The organism is Cupriavidus sp. Agwp_2 (assembly GCF_040784895.1).
Lineage (GTDB): Bacteria > Pseudomonadota > Gammaproteobacteria > Burkholderiales > Burkholderiaceae > Cupriavidus.
Window position 1 is genome coordinate 1,479,484 of sequence record NZ_CP088083.1, and the last position, 19,337, is coordinate 1,498,820.

Here is a 19,337-nt window from a genome sequence, read left to right on the forward strand (position 1 = left end):
CTGATTCAAAGACAACCAAGGAAGAGACACATGCGCACCATCCAGCAACTGTTTGACCTGAAGGGCAAGACCGCACTGATCACCGGCGGCTCGCGCGGCCTTGGCCTGCAGATCGCCGAGGCACTGGGCGAGCAGGGCGCGCGTATCGTGCTGTCGGCGCGCAAGGCCGACGAACTGCGCGCGGCGCAGGAACACCTGAAGGGCCTGGGTATCGAGGCCGACTGGATCGCCGCCGACGGCTCGCAGGAGTCCGAGATCGCACGCCTGGCCGACGAAGCCATCGCCAGGCTTGGCCACGTCGACATCCTGGTCAACAACGCCGGCGCCACCTGGGGTGCGCCGGCGGAAGACCATCCCGTGGAGGCGTGGGACAAGGTGATGAACCTGAACATCCGCGGCCTGTTCCTGCTGAGCCAGCGCATCGGCAAGCTGTCGATGATCCCGCGCCGCTATGGCCGCATCATCAACGTGGCGTCGATCGCTGGCCTGGCCGGTAATCCGCCGGGGTCGATGGACACCATCGCCTACAACACCTCCAAGGGCGCCGTGGTCAACTTCACCCGCACGCTGGCGGGCGAGTGGGGCGAGCACAACATCACCGTCAACGCGCTGGCACCGGGCTTCTTCCCGTCCAAGATGACCAAGGGCTCGCTGGAGCGCATGGGCGTCGATGCGATGTGCGCCGGCGTGCCGCTGCACCGCCTGGGCGACGACGAAGACCTGAAGGGCGCGGCGCTGCTGTTCGCCAGCGATGCCGGCAAGCACATCACCGGGCAGATCCTGGCGGTCGACGGCGGCGTGAGCGCAGTCTGAGCGACAGCCTGCGTTTGCGGCAATAATGCGGGATCGGCGCCGGCGGGCAAGCTGCCACCGGCGCCTCTCCAACCCCCACTTCCACTCGCATTGCCATGAACCAGTACACCGGCTCCCTGAGCCATATCCCGTTCCTTGCCGACCTCGGCGTGACCTGCACTGTCGCAGAGGGCGGGCGCAGCGAGATTTCGCTGCCGGTTGAAAAGCGTCACCAGAACAGCTGGGACATGGCCCACGGCGGCGTGATCATGACGCTGCTCGACGTGGCCATGGCGGTGGCCGGCCGCAGCAGCGATGCCGATGGCCGCGGCGTGGTCACCATCGAGATGAAGAGCAGCTTCATGGCGCCGGGCCGTGGCCAACTGACCGCGCGCGGCACCACCGTGCATCGCACCACCACCATGGTGTTCTGCGAGGCCGAGATCGTCGATGCCGAGGGCAAGACCGTGGCGCGCGGCTCGGGCACGTTCAAGTACATCCGGCGCATGCCGCCGCAGCGCCCGGGCGAAACCGATACCGGCGCCGACGGCTGAGCGCCGGCGCCAGGACATGCGGGGCGGATCACGCCCCGCTTTAGCAGTTTCCATGCAGTTTCCATCTCCCATTGGAAGGAACCCGACCATGTCCAACACGTTCAAGCGCATCGTCCTGGCCTCGCGTCCCGAGGGCGCGGTGACGCCGGCCAATTTCCGGCTGGAAGAAGTGCCCGTGCCGCAGATCGCCAACGGCCAGGTGCTGGTGCGCAACCACTACCTGTCGCTCGACCCGTATATGCGCGGGCGCATGAACGACAGCAAGTCGTACGCCGCGCCGCAGCCGCTCAACGAGGTGATGATCGGCGGCACCGTTGGTGAAGTGGTGGAGAGCAAGAACAGCAAGTTCAAGCCGGGCGACAAGGTCGTCGGGATGTTCGGCTGGCAGGAAATGGGTGTCAGCGACGGCACCGGCCTGCAGCCCGTCGATACCACGCATATTCCGCTGTCGGCCTACCTGGGCTCGGTCGGCATGCCGGGCGTGACCGCATGGTATGGCCTGAACAAGATCATCCAGCCCAAGGCGGGCGGGACCATCGCGGTCAGCGCCGCGTCGGGCGCGGTCGGCAGCGTGGTTGGCCAGCTGGCCAAGCTGGCGGGCTGCCGCGCGGTTGGCTTTGCCGGCGGCAAGGACAAGTGCGACTACGTGGTCAATGAGCTGGGGTTCGACGCCTGTATCGACTACAAGGCGGCGAAGGATCCCAAGGAGCTCTACACCATGCTCAAGGAAGCCACGCCCGACGGCATCGATGGCTATTTTGAAAACGTCGGCGGCGAGATCTTCGACGCGGTGCTGTCGCGCATGAACGCCTTCGGCCGCATCGCCATGTGCGGCATGATCGCCGGCTATGACGGCCAGCCGCTGCCGCTGAAGAATCCGCAGCTGATCCTGGTCTCGCGCCTGACGATCGAGGGCTTTATCGTCTCCGAGCATATGGACGTGTGGCCGCAGGCGCTGAAGGAGCTGGGCACCGCGGTTGCGCAGGGCAAGCTGAAGTTCCGCGAGAGCATCGCCGAAGGCCTGGCCAGCGCGCCGGAAGCCTTCATGGGCCTGCTCAAGGGCAAGAACTTCGGCAAGCAGCTGGTCAGGCTGGTCTGAGCGCAGCACCGGCACCCCCGTGTCCCCACGGGTTTGCCGGGCAGGACAACGCAGGCAATACAAGAGGAGGAGACACCCATGAATGCCCCGCAAGTTCCGCAAGTCCAGCAAGTTCCCCAGGCAACCGATGACGAGATCGGCGCCGGCCTGCCTGAAGAGGTCAAGGCCCGCTACCGCAACCTGCCGCGGCCGCCGCAGTTTGCCACCGCCGCCGAAGAGCGGCTGCACCGCAAGCAGCGCGTGGCCGCCGCCTTCCGCCTGTTCTCGAAATTCGGCTTCGATGAAGGCGTGGCCGGCCACATCACGGCGCGCGATCCCGAGTTCACCGACACCTTCTGGGTCAATCCCTTCGGCGTGCATTTCAGCCAGGTCAAGGTCTCCAACCTGATCCGCTGCGATCACCACGGCGACGTGGTGGAGGGCGATTACCCGGTCAACGCCGCGGCCTTCGCGATCCATTCCCGCGTGCACCAGACCCGGCCCGACGCGGTCGCCGCCGCGCACTCGCACAGCACCTATGGCCGCGCCTGGTCGACGCTGGGCCGCCCGCTCGATGCGCTGACGCAGGACGTGTGCGCGTTCTACAACGACCACGCGGTCTACGACGATTTCGGCGGCGTGGTGGTGGAGCTTGACGAAGGCCAGCGCATCGCCAACGCGCTCGGGCAGAGCAAGGCCGCGATCCTGCAGAACCATGGCCTGCTGACGGTCGGCAAGACCGTCGACGAGGCCGCGTGGTGGTTCATCACCATGGAGCGTTCGTGCCAGGTGCAACTGCTGGCCGAAGCCGCCGCGGCGCGCACGCAGGCGCCCCTGAAAGTCATTTCCGACGCGGCCGCGCGCCAGGCGTTCTCGATCGTCGGCACTGCGCAGGCGGGCTGGTTCCAGTTCCAGCCGCTGTACGCGCGCATCGTCAAGGAACAGCCCGATCTGCTGGACTGATCGCCGGCATCGGGTGTTGCAGCACGGCCGCCGGCTGGCGGCCATTCTTGCAGTCGTTCCACTGACAGGGAGGTGGCTCGCATGGCAGACATCATTCTTCACCAGTACGCAACCTCGCCGTTCTCGGAAAAAGTCCGGCTGCTGCTGGGCGCCAAGGGCCTCGCATGGCAGGCGGTGGAAATCCCCGCCATCCTGCCCAAGCCCGACCTGCTGTCGCTGACCGGCGGCTACCGGCGCACGCCGGTGATGCAGGTCGGCGCCGACATTTATTGCGACACGGCATTGATCTGCGAGGTCATCGACGCGCTGGCGCCATCCGCGCCGCTGTATCCGCCCGTGCAGGCCGCGGCGGCGCGCATGATGGCGGCGTGGTTCGACAGTGCGCTGTTCACTGCCGCCGCGACTTACGTGTTCCAGCCGGCCGGCGTCGCCAGCATGCTGGGCCATTTGTCGCCGGCGCAGATCCAGGCGTTTGTCGCCGACCGCAAGGCCATGCGGGGCGACACCAACGCGCTGCGCATGCCGTTGCCCGAGGCCACCGCGCAGCTGCATGAAACCTTCGGCAGAGTGGAAACGCAGTTTGCTGCCGGCGTCGAGCATGTCGCCGGGCCATTGCTGTCGGTGGCGGATTTTTCGCTGTACCACAACCTCTGGTTTATCCGCCGCGCCGGCGCGCTGGCGCAGATGCTGGAGGCGTATCCCAGGCTGCAGGCCTGGTATGCGCGCATGAATGCCTTCGGCCACGGGCGTCCCCGTGTGATCGACGGCGAGCAGGCCATCGGCGTGGCGCGCAGCGCCGACCCGGTGGCGCTCGAAGAAGGCGTGCGCGAGGGTGAAGGCGTGCAGCAGGGCGACCCGGTCACGGTCACGCCCACCGACTACGCACGCGACCCGGTGGCAGGCGTCTTGCTGGCACTGGGCCCGCACCGCGTCACGCTGCGCCGGCAGGACCCGCGCGCCGGCGCGCTCAACGTGCATTTCCCGCGGCAGGGCTACCAGGTGCAGCGCGCCGCCTGAACCGGCGCTGCGCTGCGTCGCTGCGCGCGGCCATCCACCTACAGATTTCACGCGACAGGACAGACGACATGAAGGATTTTTCCAACAAGGTAGCCGTCATCACCGGTGGTGCTTCGGGGTTTGGCAAGGAATTTGCCCGCATCGGCGCCGATCTCGGCATGAAGCTGGTGCTGGCCGACGTGCAGGAAGACGCGCTGGACGCGACCGTGGCCGAATTCAAGGCGCGCAACGTGCCGGTGATCGGGCTGCGCACCGATGTGTCGCGCGCCGAGCAGGTGCAGGCGCTGGCCGATGCCGCCATGGAGGCGTTCGGGCAGGTCAACCTGCTGTTCAACAATGCTGGCGTGGGCGCGGGGGGACTGCTCTGGGAAAACTCGCTGCGGGACTGGGAATGGGTGCTCGGCGTCAATCTCTACGGCGTGATCCACGGCGTGCGCATCTTCACGCCGCTGATGCTGGCCGCCGCGGAGAAGGACCCGTCGTACCAGGGCCATATCGTCAACACCGCGTCGATGGCAGGACTGCTCAACCCGCCGGCGATGGGCGTGTACAACGTGTCCAAGCACGCGGTGGTGTCGCTGTCGGAAACGCTGTACCAGGACCTGGGGCTGGTCAGCGAGCAGGTGCGTTGCTCGGTACTGTGCCCGTATTTCGTGCCCACTGGCATCAACCAGTCGCAGCGCAACCGGCCGGCGGAGCTGGCCAACCAGACGCCGCCGACGCGCTCGCAGCTGGTGTCGCAGGCGCTGTCGGACAAGGCGGTCGGTTCCGGCAAGGTGACCGCGGCCGAGGTCGCGCAGCAAACCTTCGATGCCATCCGCGCCGATAGCTTCTATATTTATTCGCATCCGCAGGCACTGGCGCCGGTACGCCAGCGCTTCGAGGACATCGTCGGGCCGCGCAACCCCGGCGATCCCTTTGCCGACAAGCCCGAAGTCCGTGCGGGCCTCGTTGCCGCGCTGCGCGGCTGACACGCCAACGCTACCAACGAGGAGCCACGCACATGGAGACCACCATGGCCGCCCCCGCCGCCGTGATCCGGCACCTGCAGTACGCCAGCCTGTCCAACGGCACCCGTCTGCACTACGCCAGCGCCGGCGAGCGCGGCAAGCCGCTGATGCTGTTCGTGCACGGATTTCCCGAATTCTGGTACGAATGGGAAGCCCAGCTGGCCGAGTTCGGGCGCACGCACTTCGCCGTCGCGCCCGACCTGCGCGGCTTTAACCTGTCGAGCAAGCCGGGCGACGTAGCGTCCTACCGACCGCGCCATATCGTCGAAGACCTGGTGCAGTTCATCGGCGCACTGGGTTATGACCAGGCCATCGTTGTCGCGCACGACTGGGGTGGCGCGATCTGCTGGAACCTGGCGATCCAGTTCCCGCAACTCGTGCGCCAGCTCGTCATCATCAACTCGCCGCACCCGTACCTGTTCGCGCGCGCGCTGGCCACCGATCCGGAGCAGCAGGCCGCTTCCGCCTACATGAACTGGCTGCGCAAGTCCGGCTCGGAAAGGGCATTGGCCGCCAACGACTTCGCGCTGCTGGACCGCATGCTGGCGGATGCCGACGGCAAGCCGGCCGCGTGGTACACGCCGGAGACGCGCGAGCGCTACCACGCCGCGTGGTCGCAGCCGGGCGCAGAGGGTGAAGAAGGCGTGCATCCGCTGGCCGGCGGCGTCAACTTCTACCGCGCCTCGCCGATGCGGCCGCCCGGCGATGGCGAAGCGGGACCGGACCTGTCGCAGCTGGATCCGGCCAGGTTTGTCATCCGCGTGCCGACGCTGGTGATCTGGGGCGAACGCGACCGCGCCTTGCCGAAATCCCTGCTCGATGGCCTGGAGGACTTTGTCACGGACCTGCGCCTGGAGCGCATCCCGGACGGCACCCACTGGGTCGTCCACGAGCAGCCGGAGCACGTCAACCTGCTGATCCGCAGCGCATTGCCAGCGGGCTAGCCGACGACGGCCAGGCTGTGCTCCGCCCAGGCCTGCGCCACAAGTTCTGACGCAGGCCCCGGCGGCCAGCGTCAGGCCAGGCGCTCGCGGTACAGGCGGTAGTTCTCGTCGTCGAAGCAGACGAAGGTCACCTGCTCGATCTCGGGCGCTGCCGCCAGTGCCTCGCGCACCGCGGCTATGGCGATATCCGCCGCGCGCTCGCGCGGGAAGCCGTAAATGCCGGTGCTGATATTGGGGAAGGCGAGCGTGCGCAGGTGGTGCTGCGTGGCTACGCGGATGCTGTTGCGGTAGGCGTCGGCAAGCTGTTCGTCCTCGCCTTGCCCGCCGCCGTGCCAGACCGGCCCGACCGCGTGGATGACGTACGGCGCGGGCAGGCGCCCGCCGGTGGTGATGACTGCCTCGCCGGTGGGGCAACCGCCGTTCGCGTCGCGGATCGCGCGGCAGGCCTCCATGATGGCGGGGCCGCCGGCCCCGTGGATGGCGCCGTCAACGCCGCCGCCGCCCAGCAGGCCGCTGTTGGCCGCGTTGACGATGGCATCGACTTCCATCCGGGTGATGTCGCCATGGACTACCTGCAGGTGCTCGCCGGTCATGTCGTCTCCTGGTTTGAGAGCGCGCCCGCCGCGGTGCCGGCGGGCCATCTTGCTGCTACGTACTACATGGATTGCTCAAGCATACGCCGATAATCGGCCGCGCTGGCTTCTTTGGGGTTGGTCTTGTGGCAATGGTCGGCCAGCGCGCCGGCGATCACCTTGTCGAACATGTCCTCGGTGACGCCCATCTGGCGCAGGCCGGTGGGCAAGCCCAGGCGCGCGGTCATGTCATGCACGGCTTGCGCGAGATCGGCGCCGTCGGGCAAATGCATGGCGCGGCGCAGGCGCGCGTAGCGGTCGTCGCGCACCACCGTGGGCGCGTCGGCGTTGAAGCGCAGCACCGCCGGCATCACCACCGCGTTGAGCGTGCCGTGGTGCAGGCCGGTGCGGCCGTCGATCTTCAGCCCGCCCAGCGGGTGCGACAGCGAATGCACGCAGCCCAGGCCCTTCTGGAATGCCATCGCGCCCTGCATCGATGCGCTCATCATGTTCAGCCGCGCGTCGCGGTCCTGGCCGTCGCGGGTGGCGCGCTCGATATGGGTCCAGCCGCGCTCCAGCCCGTCCAGCGCGATGCCGTCGGCGGGCGGGTTGAAGGCGGGGGCGAGATAGGTCTCGATGCAGTGCGCGATCGCATCCATGCCGGTGGCAGCGGTCAGCCCCGCGGGCAGGCCCAGCGTCAGCTCCGGATCGCAGATGGCCGACTTGGGCAGCAGGTGCCACGAGTGGAAGCCCAGCTTGCGTCCGTCGTCCAGGATGATGATGGCGCCGCGCGCCACTTCGCTGCCGGTGCCCGAGGTGGTGGGCACGGCGATCAGCGGCGCGGCCTGGTCGGTGATCTTGATGCTGCCGCCTTCGATGGTGGCATAGGTGGTCAGCTCGCCCGGGTGGGTGGCGAGGATGGCGATGCCCTTGGCCAGGTCGATCGACGATCCGCCGCCCACCGCCACCAGCCCGTCGCAGCCGGCCTCGCGGTATTGCCCGGCGGCCTTGCGCACCATCGCCTCGGTCGGGTTCGACGGCGTCTCGTCGAACACCGCGACCTGCAGCCCCTGCATCGCGTCGATGGCGCGCTGGGCCACGCCGGCGGCGACCACGCCCTTGTCGGTCACCAGCAGCGGACGGCGGATGCCGATGCGTTCGCACTCCGACTTGAGCAGGCTGACTGCGCCGAAATCCAGGTGGATGTTGGTCAGATAGTAGATAAACGCCATATTTGTTTGTCTCCTGCAGGGTTCTGCCGCGATCTGGGGTCCGGGTAAGGCACTGGCCAGGTGCGCCGCCTTCGGTTTCAATGGGTTGTCGTGGCCCCGTGCCGCGCGTCAGCCGATCATCGCGCAAAAACTGGCCGCGTGGCAGGCTGGCGTGAGGCTTTTGGGGTTATCTCGTACTGCCTCGTTTCAGAAACATCTGGCATCATACTAAAATCGAACGATCGTTCACTATTCGAACTTCCACCGATGCGGGCGGCGTCCGCGACACGCCGGCCGCTGCAGCCGGAGTTCGGATTTAACTGATTTCTTCATGTCCGCCGTACCGTCTTCCGACAACCCAACGCCCGGCCTGCCGTCGGCGCCGCTTGACCCGCAGGTGGCGCAGCTGCTGGAACTGATCGCCCGCGCCAAGCGGCCGCCGATCAACGCACTGGATCCGGAGGACGCCAAGATCGCCTACGAGAAAAGCGCGCCGATCCTCGACATCAGCCCGCCCGCCGTGCACGCGACCGAAGACCTGCACGTGCCTGCGCGTGATGGCCATGCCATCCCGGCGCGGCTGTACACGCCGCGCGAGGCCAGCTGGGCCGAGCCGTTGCCACTGCTGGTGTACTTCCATGGCGGCGGCTTTACGGTCGGCAGCGTCAGTTCGCACGACGCGCTGTGCCGGCTGCTGTGCAGCCAGGCCGATTGCATGGTGCTGTCCGTGGATTACCGCCTCGGACCGCAATGGCGCTTTCCCACCGCGGTCAACGACGCGTTCGACGCGCTGCACTGGATTTTTGCGCAAGCCGGGCGGCTGGGCGCCGACCCGGCCCGCATCGCGCTGGGCGGCGACAGCGCCGGCGGCACGCTGGCAGCGGCCAGCGCGGTGGAGGCACGCAACGCAGGGCTCGCGCCCGTGTTGCAGATGCTGCTCTATCCCGGCACCTGCGCGCGCCAGGACACGCCATCGCACCGCGCGCTGGCCGAGGGCTACCTGCTGACCGCCGGGATGATCCGCTGGTTCTTCTCCCAGTACCTGGACCAGGAAGCCAGCCGCGACGACTGGCGCTTTGCCCCGCTGGACGGTGGGGGCACCGGCGCCGATGTGCGCAATGTGTGCCCGGCGTGGATCGCGGTGGCGGGCTACGACCCGCTGCATGACGAAGGCGTCGCATACGGCGCCAAGCTGCGCGCCGCCGGCGTGCCGGCCACGCTGGCGAACTACCCCGGCATGATCCATGATTTCTTCAAGCTGGGCCGGTTCGTGCCGGCGGTGGCGCAGGCGCATGCCGACGCCGTTGCCGCGCTGCGCACAGCATTCGACCAGCCCTGAACACAAAAAAGCAGCACCGACAATTTTCAGCAGTGACTTGCAGCACAAGGAGACCTAGTCAAATGCAACGCCGCCATTTCCTCGCCCGCGCGGGCCTCGCCGCCGCCACCGCAGCCATCGGCCTGGCCGCCATGCCTGCCCAGGCACAGGCCGACAAGTTCCCGCAGCGCCCGATCCGCCTGGTGATCGGCTATACCGCCGGCGGCTCCACCGACATCCCGTTCCGCGTCCTGGCCGAGAACGCGTCCAAGATCCTGGGCCAGCCGGTGATCGTCGAGAACAAGCCCGGCGCCGGTGGCGTGCTGCCCGCGCAGATGATGCAGGCGACCGCGCCCGACGGCTACACGCTGGCGCAGGTCGCCATGCCGGTCTACCGCCTGCCGTACACCACCAAGATCAACTGGGACCCGGTCAAGGACCTGAACTACATCATCAACCTCGCCGGCTATTCGTTCGGCCTGGTGGTGCCGGCCGATTCGCCGATCAAGACCATGCAGGAGTACGTCGCCTACGCCAAGGCCAATCCGGGCAAGCTGACCTATGGCACGCCAGGCAGCATGACCACGCTGCACCTGACCATGGAGGAGCTGGCGCTGAAGCAGGGCGTGCAGTTCTCGCACATCCCTTACAAGGGCAATGCGGAATCGATGCAGGCACTGCTGGGCGGCCACGTGATGTCGGTGGCCGATACGCCGGCCTGGGCGCCATACGTGGAGCAGGGCAAGCTGCGCCTGCTGTCGACCTGGGGCGAAAAGCGCTCGGCGCGCTTCCCCAACGTGCCGACGCTGAAGGAACTGGGCATGGGGATCGTGCAGACCTCGCCGTTCGGCCTGGTCGCGCCCAAGGGCACGGACCCGAAGATCGTGCAGAAGCTGCATGACGCCTTCAAGAAGGCGATGGAAATGCCCAACTACCGCGAATCGCTGGCCAAGTTCGACATGGAGCCGTTCTACATGAACAGCCAGCAGTACGCACAGTTCGCGGCCGAAACCGTCAAGAAGGAAAAGGCGATCATCGAGAAGCTTGGCCTGGCCAAGCCGCAGTAAGCCAGCGCCGATTCCATTCAGCCAGGCCGCCGCGCCTGCCGGCCCTGTGCCGGCGGGACGGCGGCCTGATGCTATGCATCGCTCAGGCAAGCAACCAAGGAGACCATGTCAATGGCCAAAGAGGAGTTCCGCCACACCATCCCGCTGCGCGTGCGCTGGTCCGAAGTCGACCCCCAGTCGATCGTCTTCAATGCGCACTACCTGACCTATTGCGATATCTGCGTGACCGAGTACTGGCGTGCGCTGGGGATCCGCTATCCGGAGGACGTGCTGCACGCGCATGGCGTGGATATCTTCGTGGTCAAGTCCACGCTTGAATATCACGCGTCGGCGCGGTTTGACGATGAGCTGGAACTGCGAGGGCGCATGGCGCGGCTGGGGCGGTCCAGCATGTTGTTCCGGGTGGAGATGTACCGGGGCGACGAGCACCTGATCACCGGTGAAATCGTCTATGTGTGCGCGGACCCGGCGACGCAGCAGTCGGCGGCGATCCCGGGGGTGGTGCGGGAGATTATCGAAGGGTATGAGGTGGTGAAGCCGGCCATGTGACTGGCCAGAGGCGCCACCATCCTGTCGGCGCCCACGCCTTAGCTCCAGTTCTTTGCAAAAGTCACTGCAAATAGGACGTTTCCGATTGCTTCTCGTCGCCGATTTCGGCCCACTGATATTCGGTAAAAGCCGATTTCGCACGAGGAGCAATGATGCCAGATACTCGCTACGCACTCCGGAACGGAGACAAGACCAGCACTAGTGGCGTACTTGTCGCCACGGGCCGCAGCGTCTTCCACCATGACACGACGATAGGTGTGGAAGGTGACTACGCAACCTGCCCAGTCTGTAAAGCTGGCGGTCCTGTGATGAATGACTGCTACCCAGCTTTCGATATTGGCGGAAAGCAGGTATTGGTCAGTGGTGCGCACGTCTACTGCAGGTGCCAAACGAAGCCGGTCGTGCTGCCATCGCAACATGATTTCACCATCGAGGTAAACCGGCTAGGCCGCAGCATCGCTACCAACCCTGGGCCCTCCACGATTCTTGGTGAAACCAGTTATACGGGCAGTCATAAATGCGACGAGCTAATCGTTCTAGTGGACGAGGATGGCTATCCAGTGGCCCACCAGCGCTACAAAATCACCACAGAAAATGGATGGATTCATGAGGGCATGACCAACGAGGCCGGTGAAGCGAGTCGGATTAGCACCGATGGTCCGAGCAAGCTCACGATCGAATTGGTATGAGTGAAGTCATGTCAAATTTCATGCGGAACAATGTCGCTACAACGAATTCCCGTGACGGCAGCCGGCATGCTGTCATCGTCGAAACGCGCTACGTAAAACTGGATGAGAATACATACGGTTGGCTAAGAATCGCCTTGGCCGATGGTGGCTTTGATTTTCTCTGCGAATATACCAAGGTGACAATGGTGAAAACAGAGAATGGGCGCACCCATTTCAAGGTCGCTGATGGATGGAGCGCCAGTGTTGGTAAAACGGCGAGCCTGTCCGAAGAAAACGCCGCAAAGCATTTGGTGAAATCCGCCCCCGCTAACAGAATGGAGACCGTGAGGATAAAGTATGGCCCACGAAAGGAGGAGGTGTCGCCGTTTAAAGGTCGGTTGTTGCAGCAATGGGCGACGTTGAACGTAAGGGGGCAGGCTATCCGGGTGACTCTCAACAGCCTGTGGAATGGAGCCTTTTTCCCAATTCCCCAAGGCATTCATCGAATCATGGCACCCGATACTTCTCATGCAAATATTTCGACCCGTGGTTATCGTGACAGTTTCCCTGGGCGGATCAAGGCAAACGATGTTTGGTTTCCGATCGAGTTGGATGGAAAGATCGGGAATTCATCCCGCTATGTCCATATCGGTCACCTGTCGGAGGGTTGCGTCACTGTGTACGATATCGAGCGATGGAATATCGTTTATGATTTTCTTATTTCAAACCGATTGTCGGGTAGCAACGGAAGATATGTTGCACTGCTCGAGGTGACAATATGAAGTGGGTTTTTCTGCTGTGCCTGATTGCAATACTCGGAAATGCAACGGCATCAGAAGAAGCAGCGCCGCATCTTGTTTGCGGCGACTTTATGAGCCGGCTTGGCTTGCAACGACCCGACGTAAGATTCGTCAGTTGTGAGCCGGTCAGGAGTAGCGATCCCGGTATGGATAGGCTGGAGGCGGTGTACCGCGTCGAAGGAAAAGATATTGCGAAGGTGGAGAACTGGCTGATCCGATTTGCCCACGTGAAGCCGTTGAGATTCGCGTGCTGTGGCTGGCAAACCAGCGAGGGAGCCTTCACTGGCCGCGATGGTGCCTTTTATACGATTGGCATGGGCGGCGAAACGTCCGTGAGCACGCGCAAAGCGTTTGCCAAGATTCCATTCCTGAAACTGCGGATAACGCGCTACTTCGAGCAGCCATGAGAGCCTCGCGGGCTTTGACGCTTGCGCATGTCACGAACCCTCTCCCGCAAGCGGGAGAGGGAACCGTTCTTCAGCAGATGTAGGGCGTCGTCATAACGAAAGCAGCAACTTCTTACTTGCCCACCCCGGCATCTTCCATATAAGCCCGGATCACCGCATCAAAGCTGGCATCGCTCTCGAAGCCCAGCGACAGCGCCCGCTCGGCATTCCACGCCGCCGGCCACGTGCCGACGATCTTCTCGACGCGCTCTTCGCGTTCCCACGTCACAAGATCCGCCACAGCATCGCCGGCCACGCGGCGCAGCGCATCGACCATGCCCGCCGCCGTCACCGACAGCCCCGGCAGGTTGACCACGCGGCGGTTGCCCAGGCGTTCGCCGGCCAGTTCGATGCCGTTGACCAGCGCCGCCACCGCCGCGCGCGGCGACAGCAGCCACAGCTTGGTCTCCGGTGCCACCGGGCAGTTGGCCGCCACGCCCGACAGCGGCTCGCGGATGATGCCGCTGGCGAACGACGAGGCCGCCGCGTTGGGCTTGCCCGGGCGCACGCTGATGGTGGGCAGGCGCAGCACGCGACCGTCGACGAAGCCGCGGCGGCTGTAGTCCGACAGCAGCAGTTCGCCGATCGCCTTCTGCACGCCGTACGACGATTGCGGGTTCAGCGCGGTGTCGTCCTGCACCACCGGCGGCAGCTCGCCGCCATAGACGGCGACCGAGCTGGTGAACAGCACGCGCGGCTTGTGGCCGAGTTCGCGGCAGGTTTCGAGCAGCGCGCGCGAGGCGTCGAGGTTGACGCGCATGCCCAGTTCGAAATCCGCCTCGGCCTGGCCACTGACCACGGCGGCGAGGTGGAATACCGCGCCGGTGTCCTGGTCGATGGCCTGGCGCAGCACCGCCGGGTCGGACAGGTCGCCGGTGACCACGCGCACCCGTGCATCGTCCAGACCTTGCGGCGCGACCACGTCGAGCAGCGTCAGGCGGTCGAAGGCGACGGCATTGCCGTCCAGGTTAAGGGTGCCGCGTTGCAGCAGCAGGCGGGCGAGTTGCAGGCCGAGGAAGCCGGCGCCGCCGGTAATCAGTACGTTCATGGCAAGAGATCAGTGGTTGTTCTGTGTCAGCGGCCGAGGTAAGGCTTGAGCCAGCCCAGTCCTTCGGAGGTACCGGCGCGCGGACGGTATTCGCAGCCGATCCAGCCCTGGTAGCCGAGCGTGTCGATCAGGTCGAACAGGTACGGGTAGTTCAGCTCGCCCAGGTCAGGCTCATGGCGCTCGGGCACGCCGGCGATCTGGATATGGCCGATGCCGGGCATGTCGCGCTTGAGCTTCATCGCGATATCGCCCTCGACGATCTGGCAGTGGTAGCAGTCGAACTGCACCTTCAGGTTGGCGGCGCCGACTTCCTTGCAGATCGCCTGCGCGTCGTCCTGGCGGTTCAGGAAATAGCCCGGCATGTCGCGCGTGTTGATCGGCTCCAGCACGATGGTCACGCCCTGTGCGGCGGCGGCCTTCGCGGCGAAAGCGACGTTTTCCAGATAGCTGGCACGGTAGCGCGCGCGGTCGGCGTCGGCCGGCACCAGGCCTGCCATCACATGCACGCGGTCATTGCCGATCACCCCGGCGTATTCCAGCGCGCGGCCGACGGCGTCGCGGAATTCAGCCTCGCGCCCCGGCAGCGACGCCAGGCCGCGCTCTCCGGCTGCCCAATCGCCCGGTGGGGCGTTGAACAGCGCCTGCGTGAGACCGTTCGCATCGAGGCGCGCGCGCAGCTCGGCGGCGGGGTGCTCGTACGGGAACAGGTACTCCACCGCCTGGAAGCCGTCCGCCGCGGCAGCGGCGAAGCGGTCCAGGAAAGCGTGCTCGTTGTACATCATCGAGAGGTTTGCGGCGAAGCGCGGCATGGGAACTCCAGAGCGTAAGACGGAGCCGGCCCCGTCGCAGTTGCGCGACCGGGCCGGCCGGATATCAGCAGTATCAGCGGTATCAGCGGTATCAGCGGTTGACCAGTTTAGCCGGCGTCAGCCACACCAGCACGGCACCGACGATCAGGATCGCGGACAGCACGTACATCGGCAGCTGCGTGCTGTGCGTCAGGTCCTTCAGCGCGCCGACCATGTACGGCGACACGAAGCCGGCCAGGTTGCCGACCGAGTTCACCACGGCGATGCCGGAAGCGGCGGCAATGCCGGACAGGAACGCGGTGGGCAGCGACCAGAACAGCGGTGCGCAGGTCAGCACCCCGGCAGCGGCCAGCGACAGCGCGGCGATGGACACGGTCGTATTGTTGGTGAACGAGGCGGCAATGGCAAAGCCCACCGCACCCATCAGCGCGGGTACGATCAGGTGCCAGCGGCGTTCCTGGCGCGCATCGGCGCTGTGGCCGAGGATGTTCATGACGACGATGGCGCAGATGAACGGGATCGCCGAGAGCAGGCCGATCTTCAGGTTGCCGGTGACGCCGCTGGCCTTGACCAGCGTGGGCATCCAGAACGTCAGCGCGTACTGGCCGGTGACGAAGCAGAAGTAGATCAGGCACATCCACCACACGCGGCGGTCGCTGAACACGGCGCCCAGCGAGTGGCCGTGCGCCTGGCCGGCGGCGGCGCCGGCCTTCTGCTGGTCTTCCTCGACATTGCGCTTGAGCACGCGCTTTTCATCGGCGCTGAGCCACGGTGCCTTGTCGATGCCGTCGCGCAGCACGAAGACCGTCACCACGCCGATCACCAGCGCGGGCAGGGCTTCCAGCAGGAACATCCATTGCCAGCCGCTCATGCCATGCGTGCCGTTGAAGGCATCCATGATCCAGCCCGACAGCGGGTTGCCGAACATGCCGGCGACCGGAATGCCCGACATGAACAGCGCGATCATCTTGGCGCGGCGGTTGGCCGGGTACCAGTAGGTCAGGTACAGGATCACGCCGGGGTAGAAGCCCGCCTCGGCCAGGCCGAGCAGGAAGCGCATCACGTAGAACTGGGTCGGCGTCTGCACGAACACGAACAGCGCCGAGATGATGCCCCAGGTGATCATGATCCGCGCAATCCAGATGCGCGCGCCGATCTTGTGCATCAGCAGGTTGCTGGGCACCTCGAACAGGAAGTAGCCGATAAAGAACAGGCCGGCGCCCAGGCCGAACACGGTCTCGGAGAAGGCCAGGTCCTGGCCCATCTGCAGCTTGGCGAAACCGACGTTGACGCGATCGAGGTAGGCGATCACGTAGCACAGCATCAGGAACGGCATGATGCGCCAGAACACCTTGTTGTAGGCGCGTTTCTCGATCTGGGTGTCGGTGTCGAGCCGGGCGTTGCCGCCCAGGCTGTCGAAGGCGGGCGCGCTGGCCGCCGGTTGGTTGGATGGCATCGGTGGTCTCCGGGTAGGGTGAGTCTGGTCTAGTAATGGGTTGCGGCCACGCGAAGCGCAGGCGTGCGCGTGCCCCGCACGGTGGCCGCAAGGCAACCGCGCCGGTTAAATGCGTATGGCCGTGGTCAGTCGGAAAAAACGGGTGGCTGTGCTACCAGCGCGCCTGGAAGGCGTCGCGCAACTCAGCCAGTGCGCCGTCGGGCAGCGCCGCGCGGGCGGCGAAGCCCGGCGTGTCTTTCATCATCATCCATAGCTTCGCGGTCTCCTCCAGTTCTTCCAGCGCGAACGCGGCGCGCGAGACGCTGGATTCCCACACCACCGGGCCAAGGCGCTCCAGCAGCACGCCACGCACCTGCGCGGCCAGCGTGGCCACGCGCGCGGCGACCGCGGGATCGCCGGGCCGGTGATAGGGAATCAGCGGGATATGGCCGACCTTCATCACGTAGTACGGCGTGAGCGGCGGCAGTACGTCGTCCGGTTGCCAGGCACCGGCCAGCGTCAGGGCCACGAGGTGTGTCGAGTGCGTGTGCACCACGGCGTGTGCCCCGGGGTTGTTGTCGTAGATCGCGCGATGCAGCGTGAGCGTCTTGGACGGCTTGTCGCCCGATACCCAGGTGCCGTCCGTGGCCACCTTGGCGACCGCGGCGGGGTCCATCATGCCCAGGCAGGCATCGGTCGGGGTGATCAGCCAGCCGTCATCCAGCCGCGCGCTGATATTGCCGGCCGAGCCGACGGTGTAGCCGCGCTGGTAAAGGCTGGCGCCGATGCGGCAGATCTCTTCGCGCAGCTGGCTTTCCGTGGACATCACTGACCTCCCAGCTGTCGCAGCGCTTCGTCGAAGAAGTCCGGGCCGCCGAAGTTGCCCGACTTGAGCGCCAGCGCCAGCGGCGTGGCGCCCAGCGTGACCGTGGCCGGCACGCCGGGGGCGATCTGCGAGCCAATGCGCAGCGCGCGTACGTTCAGCGCCTGCACCACGGCGCCGGAGGTCTCGCCGCCGGCGACGACAAAGCGGCGCGTGCCGCGCGCGAGCAGGCCGGCAGCGACCGCAGCCAGGCATTGCTCGACCAGGTGGCCGGCGCGCTCGACGCCCAGCTCGGCCTGCACGGCCTTGACCTCGTCGGGGCTGGAGGTGGCGTAGACCAGCACCGGCTCGTCGTGCGAGGCGGCGAAGTCCAGCGCGGTGTCGGCCACGGCTTCGCCGCGCGCCAGCGCCAGCGGGTCGATGCGCAGCGCCGGGCGGCTTTGCTCGAGCCAGCGGGCCACTTGCCCGTTGGTCGCGCGCGAGGCACTGCCCGCCAGCACCACGCCCGGGCCGTCGATGGCGGGGACCGCGTCGGCATCGCCGCGCTGCGGCAGCAGGCCGGCGCGACGGAAATTCCCGGGCAGGCCCAGCGCGATGCCGGAGCCGCCGGTGATCAGCGGCAGGCCGGCGCAGGCTTCGCCCAGCGTAAACAGGTCGGCATCCGAGACCGCATCGGCAATCGCCAGCCGCACGCCATCGGTGCGCAGCGCGGCGATGCGGTCGGCCGTGGCCTGCGCGCCGCGCGCCACGGCGTCATAGCGCAGCAGCCCGACCTTGCTCTGGCTCTGGCGCTGCAGCACGCGCACCAGGCTGGCATCGGTCATCGGCGTCAGCGGGTGGTGCTCCATGCCCGATTCGTTCAGCAGCGCATCGCCCACGAACAGGTGGCCGCGGAAGATGGTGCGGCCGTTCTCGGGGAAGGCGGGGCAAGCGATGGTGAAGTCGCTGTCCAGCGCGCCCAGCAGCGCTTCGGCGACCGGGCCGATATTGCCGGCGTCGGTCGAATCGAAAGTGGAGCAGTACTTGAACACGAACTGGCGGCAGCCCTGCGCGCGCAGCCATTGCAGCGCGGCCAGCGACTGCGCCACGGCTTCGGCGGCGGGGATGGTGCGCGACTTCAGCGCGACCACCAGTGCATCGGCGTCGCCGATATCGGCTGCGGTGCCCGCTTCAGGCACGCCGATGGTCTGCACGGTGCGCATGCCATTGCGCACCAGCGTGTTGGCGAGATCGGTGGCGCCGGTAAAGTCGTCGGCGATACAGCCCAGGAGCGCGGTCATGGTCGGTGCTCCTTATTCAGCCTTGCCCGGCAGCTCGATGCCCGGGAAGATCTTGATCACCGCCGAATCGTCCTCGCCGCCATGGCCGGCGGTGGAGGCCATCATGAACATCTGGTGCGCGGCGGCCGACAGCGGCAGCGGGAATTTGCTGGTGCGCGCGGTGTCGAGCACCATGCCCAGGTCCTTGACGAAGATGTCGACGGCCGACAGAGGGGTGTAGTCGCCCTTCAGGATATGGGGCACGCGGTTCTCGAACATCCACGAGTTGCCGGCGCTGTGCGTGATCACGTCATAAAGCGCGTCCGGATCGACACCTTCGCGCATGCCGAGCGCCATCGCCTCGGCCGCGGCGGCGATATGCACGCCGGCCAGCAGCTGGTTGATGATCTTCACCTTGGAGCCCGCGCCGTGCGCGGCGCCCAGGCGGTAGACCTTGCCGGCGATGGCGGCCAGCACGTCCTCGGCCAGCGCATAGGCTTCGGCCGGGCCCGAGGTCATCATGGTCATCTCGCCGCTGGCGGCGCGCGCGGCACCGCCGGAGACCGGGGCGTCCAGCATCAGCAGGCCCTTCTCGGCGAGGCGGCGGGCCAGGGTCTCGGCAAAGCCCGGCGGCACGGTGGCGCTGGCGATCACCAGCTTGCCCGGCGCCATGGCGGAAGCGGCGCCTTCAGCGCCGAACAGCACGGCCTCGGTCTGCTGCGCGTTGACGACCAGCGTCAGCACCACGTCGCAGCGGCTGCCCAGCTCGGCGGGCGAGACGCACGGCACGCCGCCGGCATCGGCAAAGCGCTGCAGCACTTCGGGGCGCAGGTCGCAGGCGTGCACGTTGAAACCGGCACGCAGCAGCGACTGCGCGACACCAAAGCCCATGGCACCAAGGCCGATGACGCCGATATTCCTGGACATAGAGGGACTCCTGAAGCTGATACGGGAAATGCTCGAATGGTGCGGGT

21 protein-coding genes are annotated in these 19,337 nt (G+C 66.3%); 13 read left to right on the forward strand and 8 right to left on the reverse strand.

Features of this window, described 5'->3' with window-relative positions; genetic code table 11:
• Positions 1-30: 30 nt before the first annotated feature.
• From LPA45_RS06860 to LPA45_RS06890, 7 genes are all read left to right on the forward strand, one after another.
• The gene (locus LPA45_RS06860) at positions 31-813 is read left to right on the forward strand and encodes an SDR family oxidoreductase (protein ID WP_116320984.1); all 783 of its coding nucleotides are present in this window, start codon (positions 31-33) and stop codon (positions 811-813) included.
• Positions 814-908: 95 nt separating this feature from the next.
• Complete coding sequence (locus LPA45_RS06865; protein ID WP_116320983.1) at positions 909-1,346, forward strand: PaaI family thioesterase; 438 nt, start codon at positions 909-911, stop codon at positions 1,344-1,346.
• Positions 1,347-1,434: 88 nt separating this feature from the next.
• Complete coding sequence (locus LPA45_RS06870) at positions 1,435-2,445, forward strand: NADP-dependent oxidoreductase (RefSeq protein ID WP_116320982.1); 1,011 nt, start codon at positions 1,435-1,437, stop codon at positions 2,443-2,445.
• Positions 2,446-2,523: 78 nt separating this feature from the next.
• A complete protein-coding gene (locus LPA45_RS06875; RefSeq protein ID WP_116320981.1) occupies positions 2,524-3,387 on the forward strand; it encodes a class II aldolase/adducin family protein in 864 nt (287 codons plus the stop codon).
• A gap of 81 nt (positions 3,388-3,468) precedes the next feature.
• On the forward strand, positions 3,469-4,404 hold the full coding sequence (locus tag LPA45_RS06880; RefSeq protein WP_116320980.1) for a glutathione S-transferase family protein: 936 nt from the start codon (positions 3,469-3,471) through the stop codon (positions 4,402-4,404).
• Positions 4,405-4,472: 68 nt separating this feature from the next.
• Positions 4,473-5,375, forward strand: coding sequence for an SDR family oxidoreductase (locus LPA45_RS06885; protein WP_317922073.1), 903 nt, complete (start codon positions 4,473-4,475; stop codon positions 5,373-5,375).
• Positions 5,376-5,407: 32 nt separating this feature from the next.
• Complete coding sequence (locus tag LPA45_RS06890) at positions 5,408-6,358, forward strand: alpha/beta fold hydrolase (RefSeq protein WP_116320978.1); 951 nt, start codon at positions 5,408-5,410, stop codon at positions 6,356-6,358.
• A 71-nt stretch (positions 6,359-6,429) separates the two neighbouring features.
• Here the strand turns inward: LPA45_RS06890 and LPA45_RS06895 are convergent, their stop codons facing one another.
• Positions 6,430-6,951, reverse strand: a complete 522-nt coding sequence (locus LPA45_RS06895; RefSeq protein ID WP_116320977.1) for an O-acetyl-ADP-ribose deacetylase — start codon at positions 6,949-6,951, stop codon at positions 6,430-6,432.
• A 62-nt stretch (positions 6,952-7,013) separates the two neighbouring features.
• Positions 7,014-8,162: an iron-containing alcohol dehydrogenase gene (locus LPA45_RS06900; protein WP_116320976.1), complete on the reverse strand. Its 1,149-nt coding sequence runs from the start codon at positions 8,160-8,162 to the stop codon at positions 7,014-7,016.
• A 310-nt stretch (positions 8,163-8,472) separates the two neighbouring features.
• Here LPA45_RS06900 and LPA45_RS06905 point away from each other — a divergent pair, with 310 nt between their 5' ends.
• The 6 genes from LPA45_RS06905 (at position 8,473) to LPA45_RS06930 (ending at position 12,950) form a co-directional block, all read left to right on the forward strand.
• On the forward strand, positions 8,473-9,480 hold the full coding sequence (locus LPA45_RS06905) for an alpha/beta hydrolase (protein ID WP_317922076.1): 1,008 nt from the start codon (positions 8,473-8,475) through the stop codon (positions 9,478-9,480).
• Between the two features lie 62 nt (positions 9,481-9,542).
• Positions 9,543-10,526 (forward strand): tripartite tricarboxylate transporter substrate binding protein, encoded by a 984-nt coding sequence (locus LPA45_RS06910; protein WP_116320974.1) that lies wholly within the window; start codon positions 9,543-9,545, stop codon positions 10,524-10,526.
• A 111-nt stretch (positions 10,527-10,637) separates the two neighbouring features.
• Positions 10,638-11,075: a YbgC/FadM family acyl-CoA thioesterase gene (locus LPA45_RS06915; RefSeq protein WP_116320973.1), complete on the forward strand. Its 438-nt coding sequence runs from the start codon at positions 10,638-10,640 to the stop codon at positions 11,073-11,075.
• Between the two features lie 149 nt (positions 11,076-11,224).
• Positions 11,225-11,764: a PAAR domain-containing protein gene (locus tag LPA45_RS06920; protein ID WP_116320972.1), complete on the forward strand. Its 540-nt coding sequence runs from the start codon at positions 11,225-11,227 to the stop codon at positions 11,762-11,764.
• Between the two features lie 8 nt (positions 11,765-11,772).
• Complete coding sequence (locus LPA45_RS06925; protein ID WP_116320971.1) at positions 11,773-12,525, forward strand: hypothetical protein; 753 nt, start codon at positions 11,773-11,775, stop codon at positions 12,523-12,525.
• Positions 12,522-12,950 (forward strand): DUF4952 domain-containing protein, encoded by a 429-nt coding sequence (locus tag LPA45_RS06930; protein ID WP_116320970.1) that lies wholly within the window; start codon positions 12,522-12,524, stop codon positions 12,948-12,950. The genes LPA45_RS06925 and LPA45_RS06930 overlap by 4 nt, the downstream gene beginning before the upstream one ends.
• A gap of 112 nt (positions 12,951-13,062) precedes the next feature.
• Here LPA45_RS06930 and denD read toward each other — a convergent pair whose 3' ends face one another.
• The 6 genes from denD to ltnD form a co-directional block, all read right to left on the reverse strand.
• The gene (gene denD, locus LPA45_RS06935) at positions 13,063-14,037 is read right to left on the reverse strand and encodes a D-erythronate dehydrogenase (protein WP_116320969.1); all 975 of its coding nucleotides are present in this window, start codon (positions 14,035-14,037) and stop codon (positions 13,063-13,065) included.
• A gap of 26 nt (positions 14,038-14,063) precedes the next feature.
• Positions 14,064-14,846 (reverse strand): 2-oxo-tetronate isomerase, encoded by a 783-nt coding sequence (gene otnI / locus LPA45_RS06940; protein WP_116320968.1) that lies wholly within the window; start codon positions 14,844-14,846, stop codon positions 14,064-14,066.
• Between the two features lie 91 nt (positions 14,847-14,937).
• Positions 14,938-16,302 carry an MFS transporter gene (locus LPA45_RS06945; RefSeq protein ID WP_116320967.1) on the reverse strand — a complete coding sequence of 455 codons (1,365 nt, stop codon included), beginning with the start codon at positions 16,300-16,302 and terminating at the stop codon, positions 14,938-14,940.
• Between the two features lie 151 nt (positions 16,303-16,453).
• Complete coding sequence (locus tag LPA45_RS06950; protein WP_063241854.1) at positions 16,454-17,107, reverse strand: aldolase; 654 nt, start codon at positions 17,105-17,107, stop codon at positions 16,454-16,456.
• On the reverse strand, positions 17,107-18,384 hold the full coding sequence (gene otnK / locus LPA45_RS06955; RefSeq protein ID WP_116320966.1) for a 3-oxo-tetronate kinase: 1,278 nt from the start codon (positions 18,382-18,384) through the stop codon (positions 17,107-17,109). Before otnK ends, LPA45_RS06950 begins: the two co-directional genes overlap by 1 nt.
• Positions 18,385-18,396: 12 nt before the next feature.
• Positions 18,397-19,290: an L-threonate dehydrogenase gene (ltnD, locus tag LPA45_RS06960; RefSeq protein ID WP_317922078.1), complete on the reverse strand. Its 894-nt coding sequence runs from the start codon at positions 19,288-19,290 to the stop codon at positions 18,397-18,399.
• Positions 19,291-19,337 lie beyond the last annotated feature (47 nt).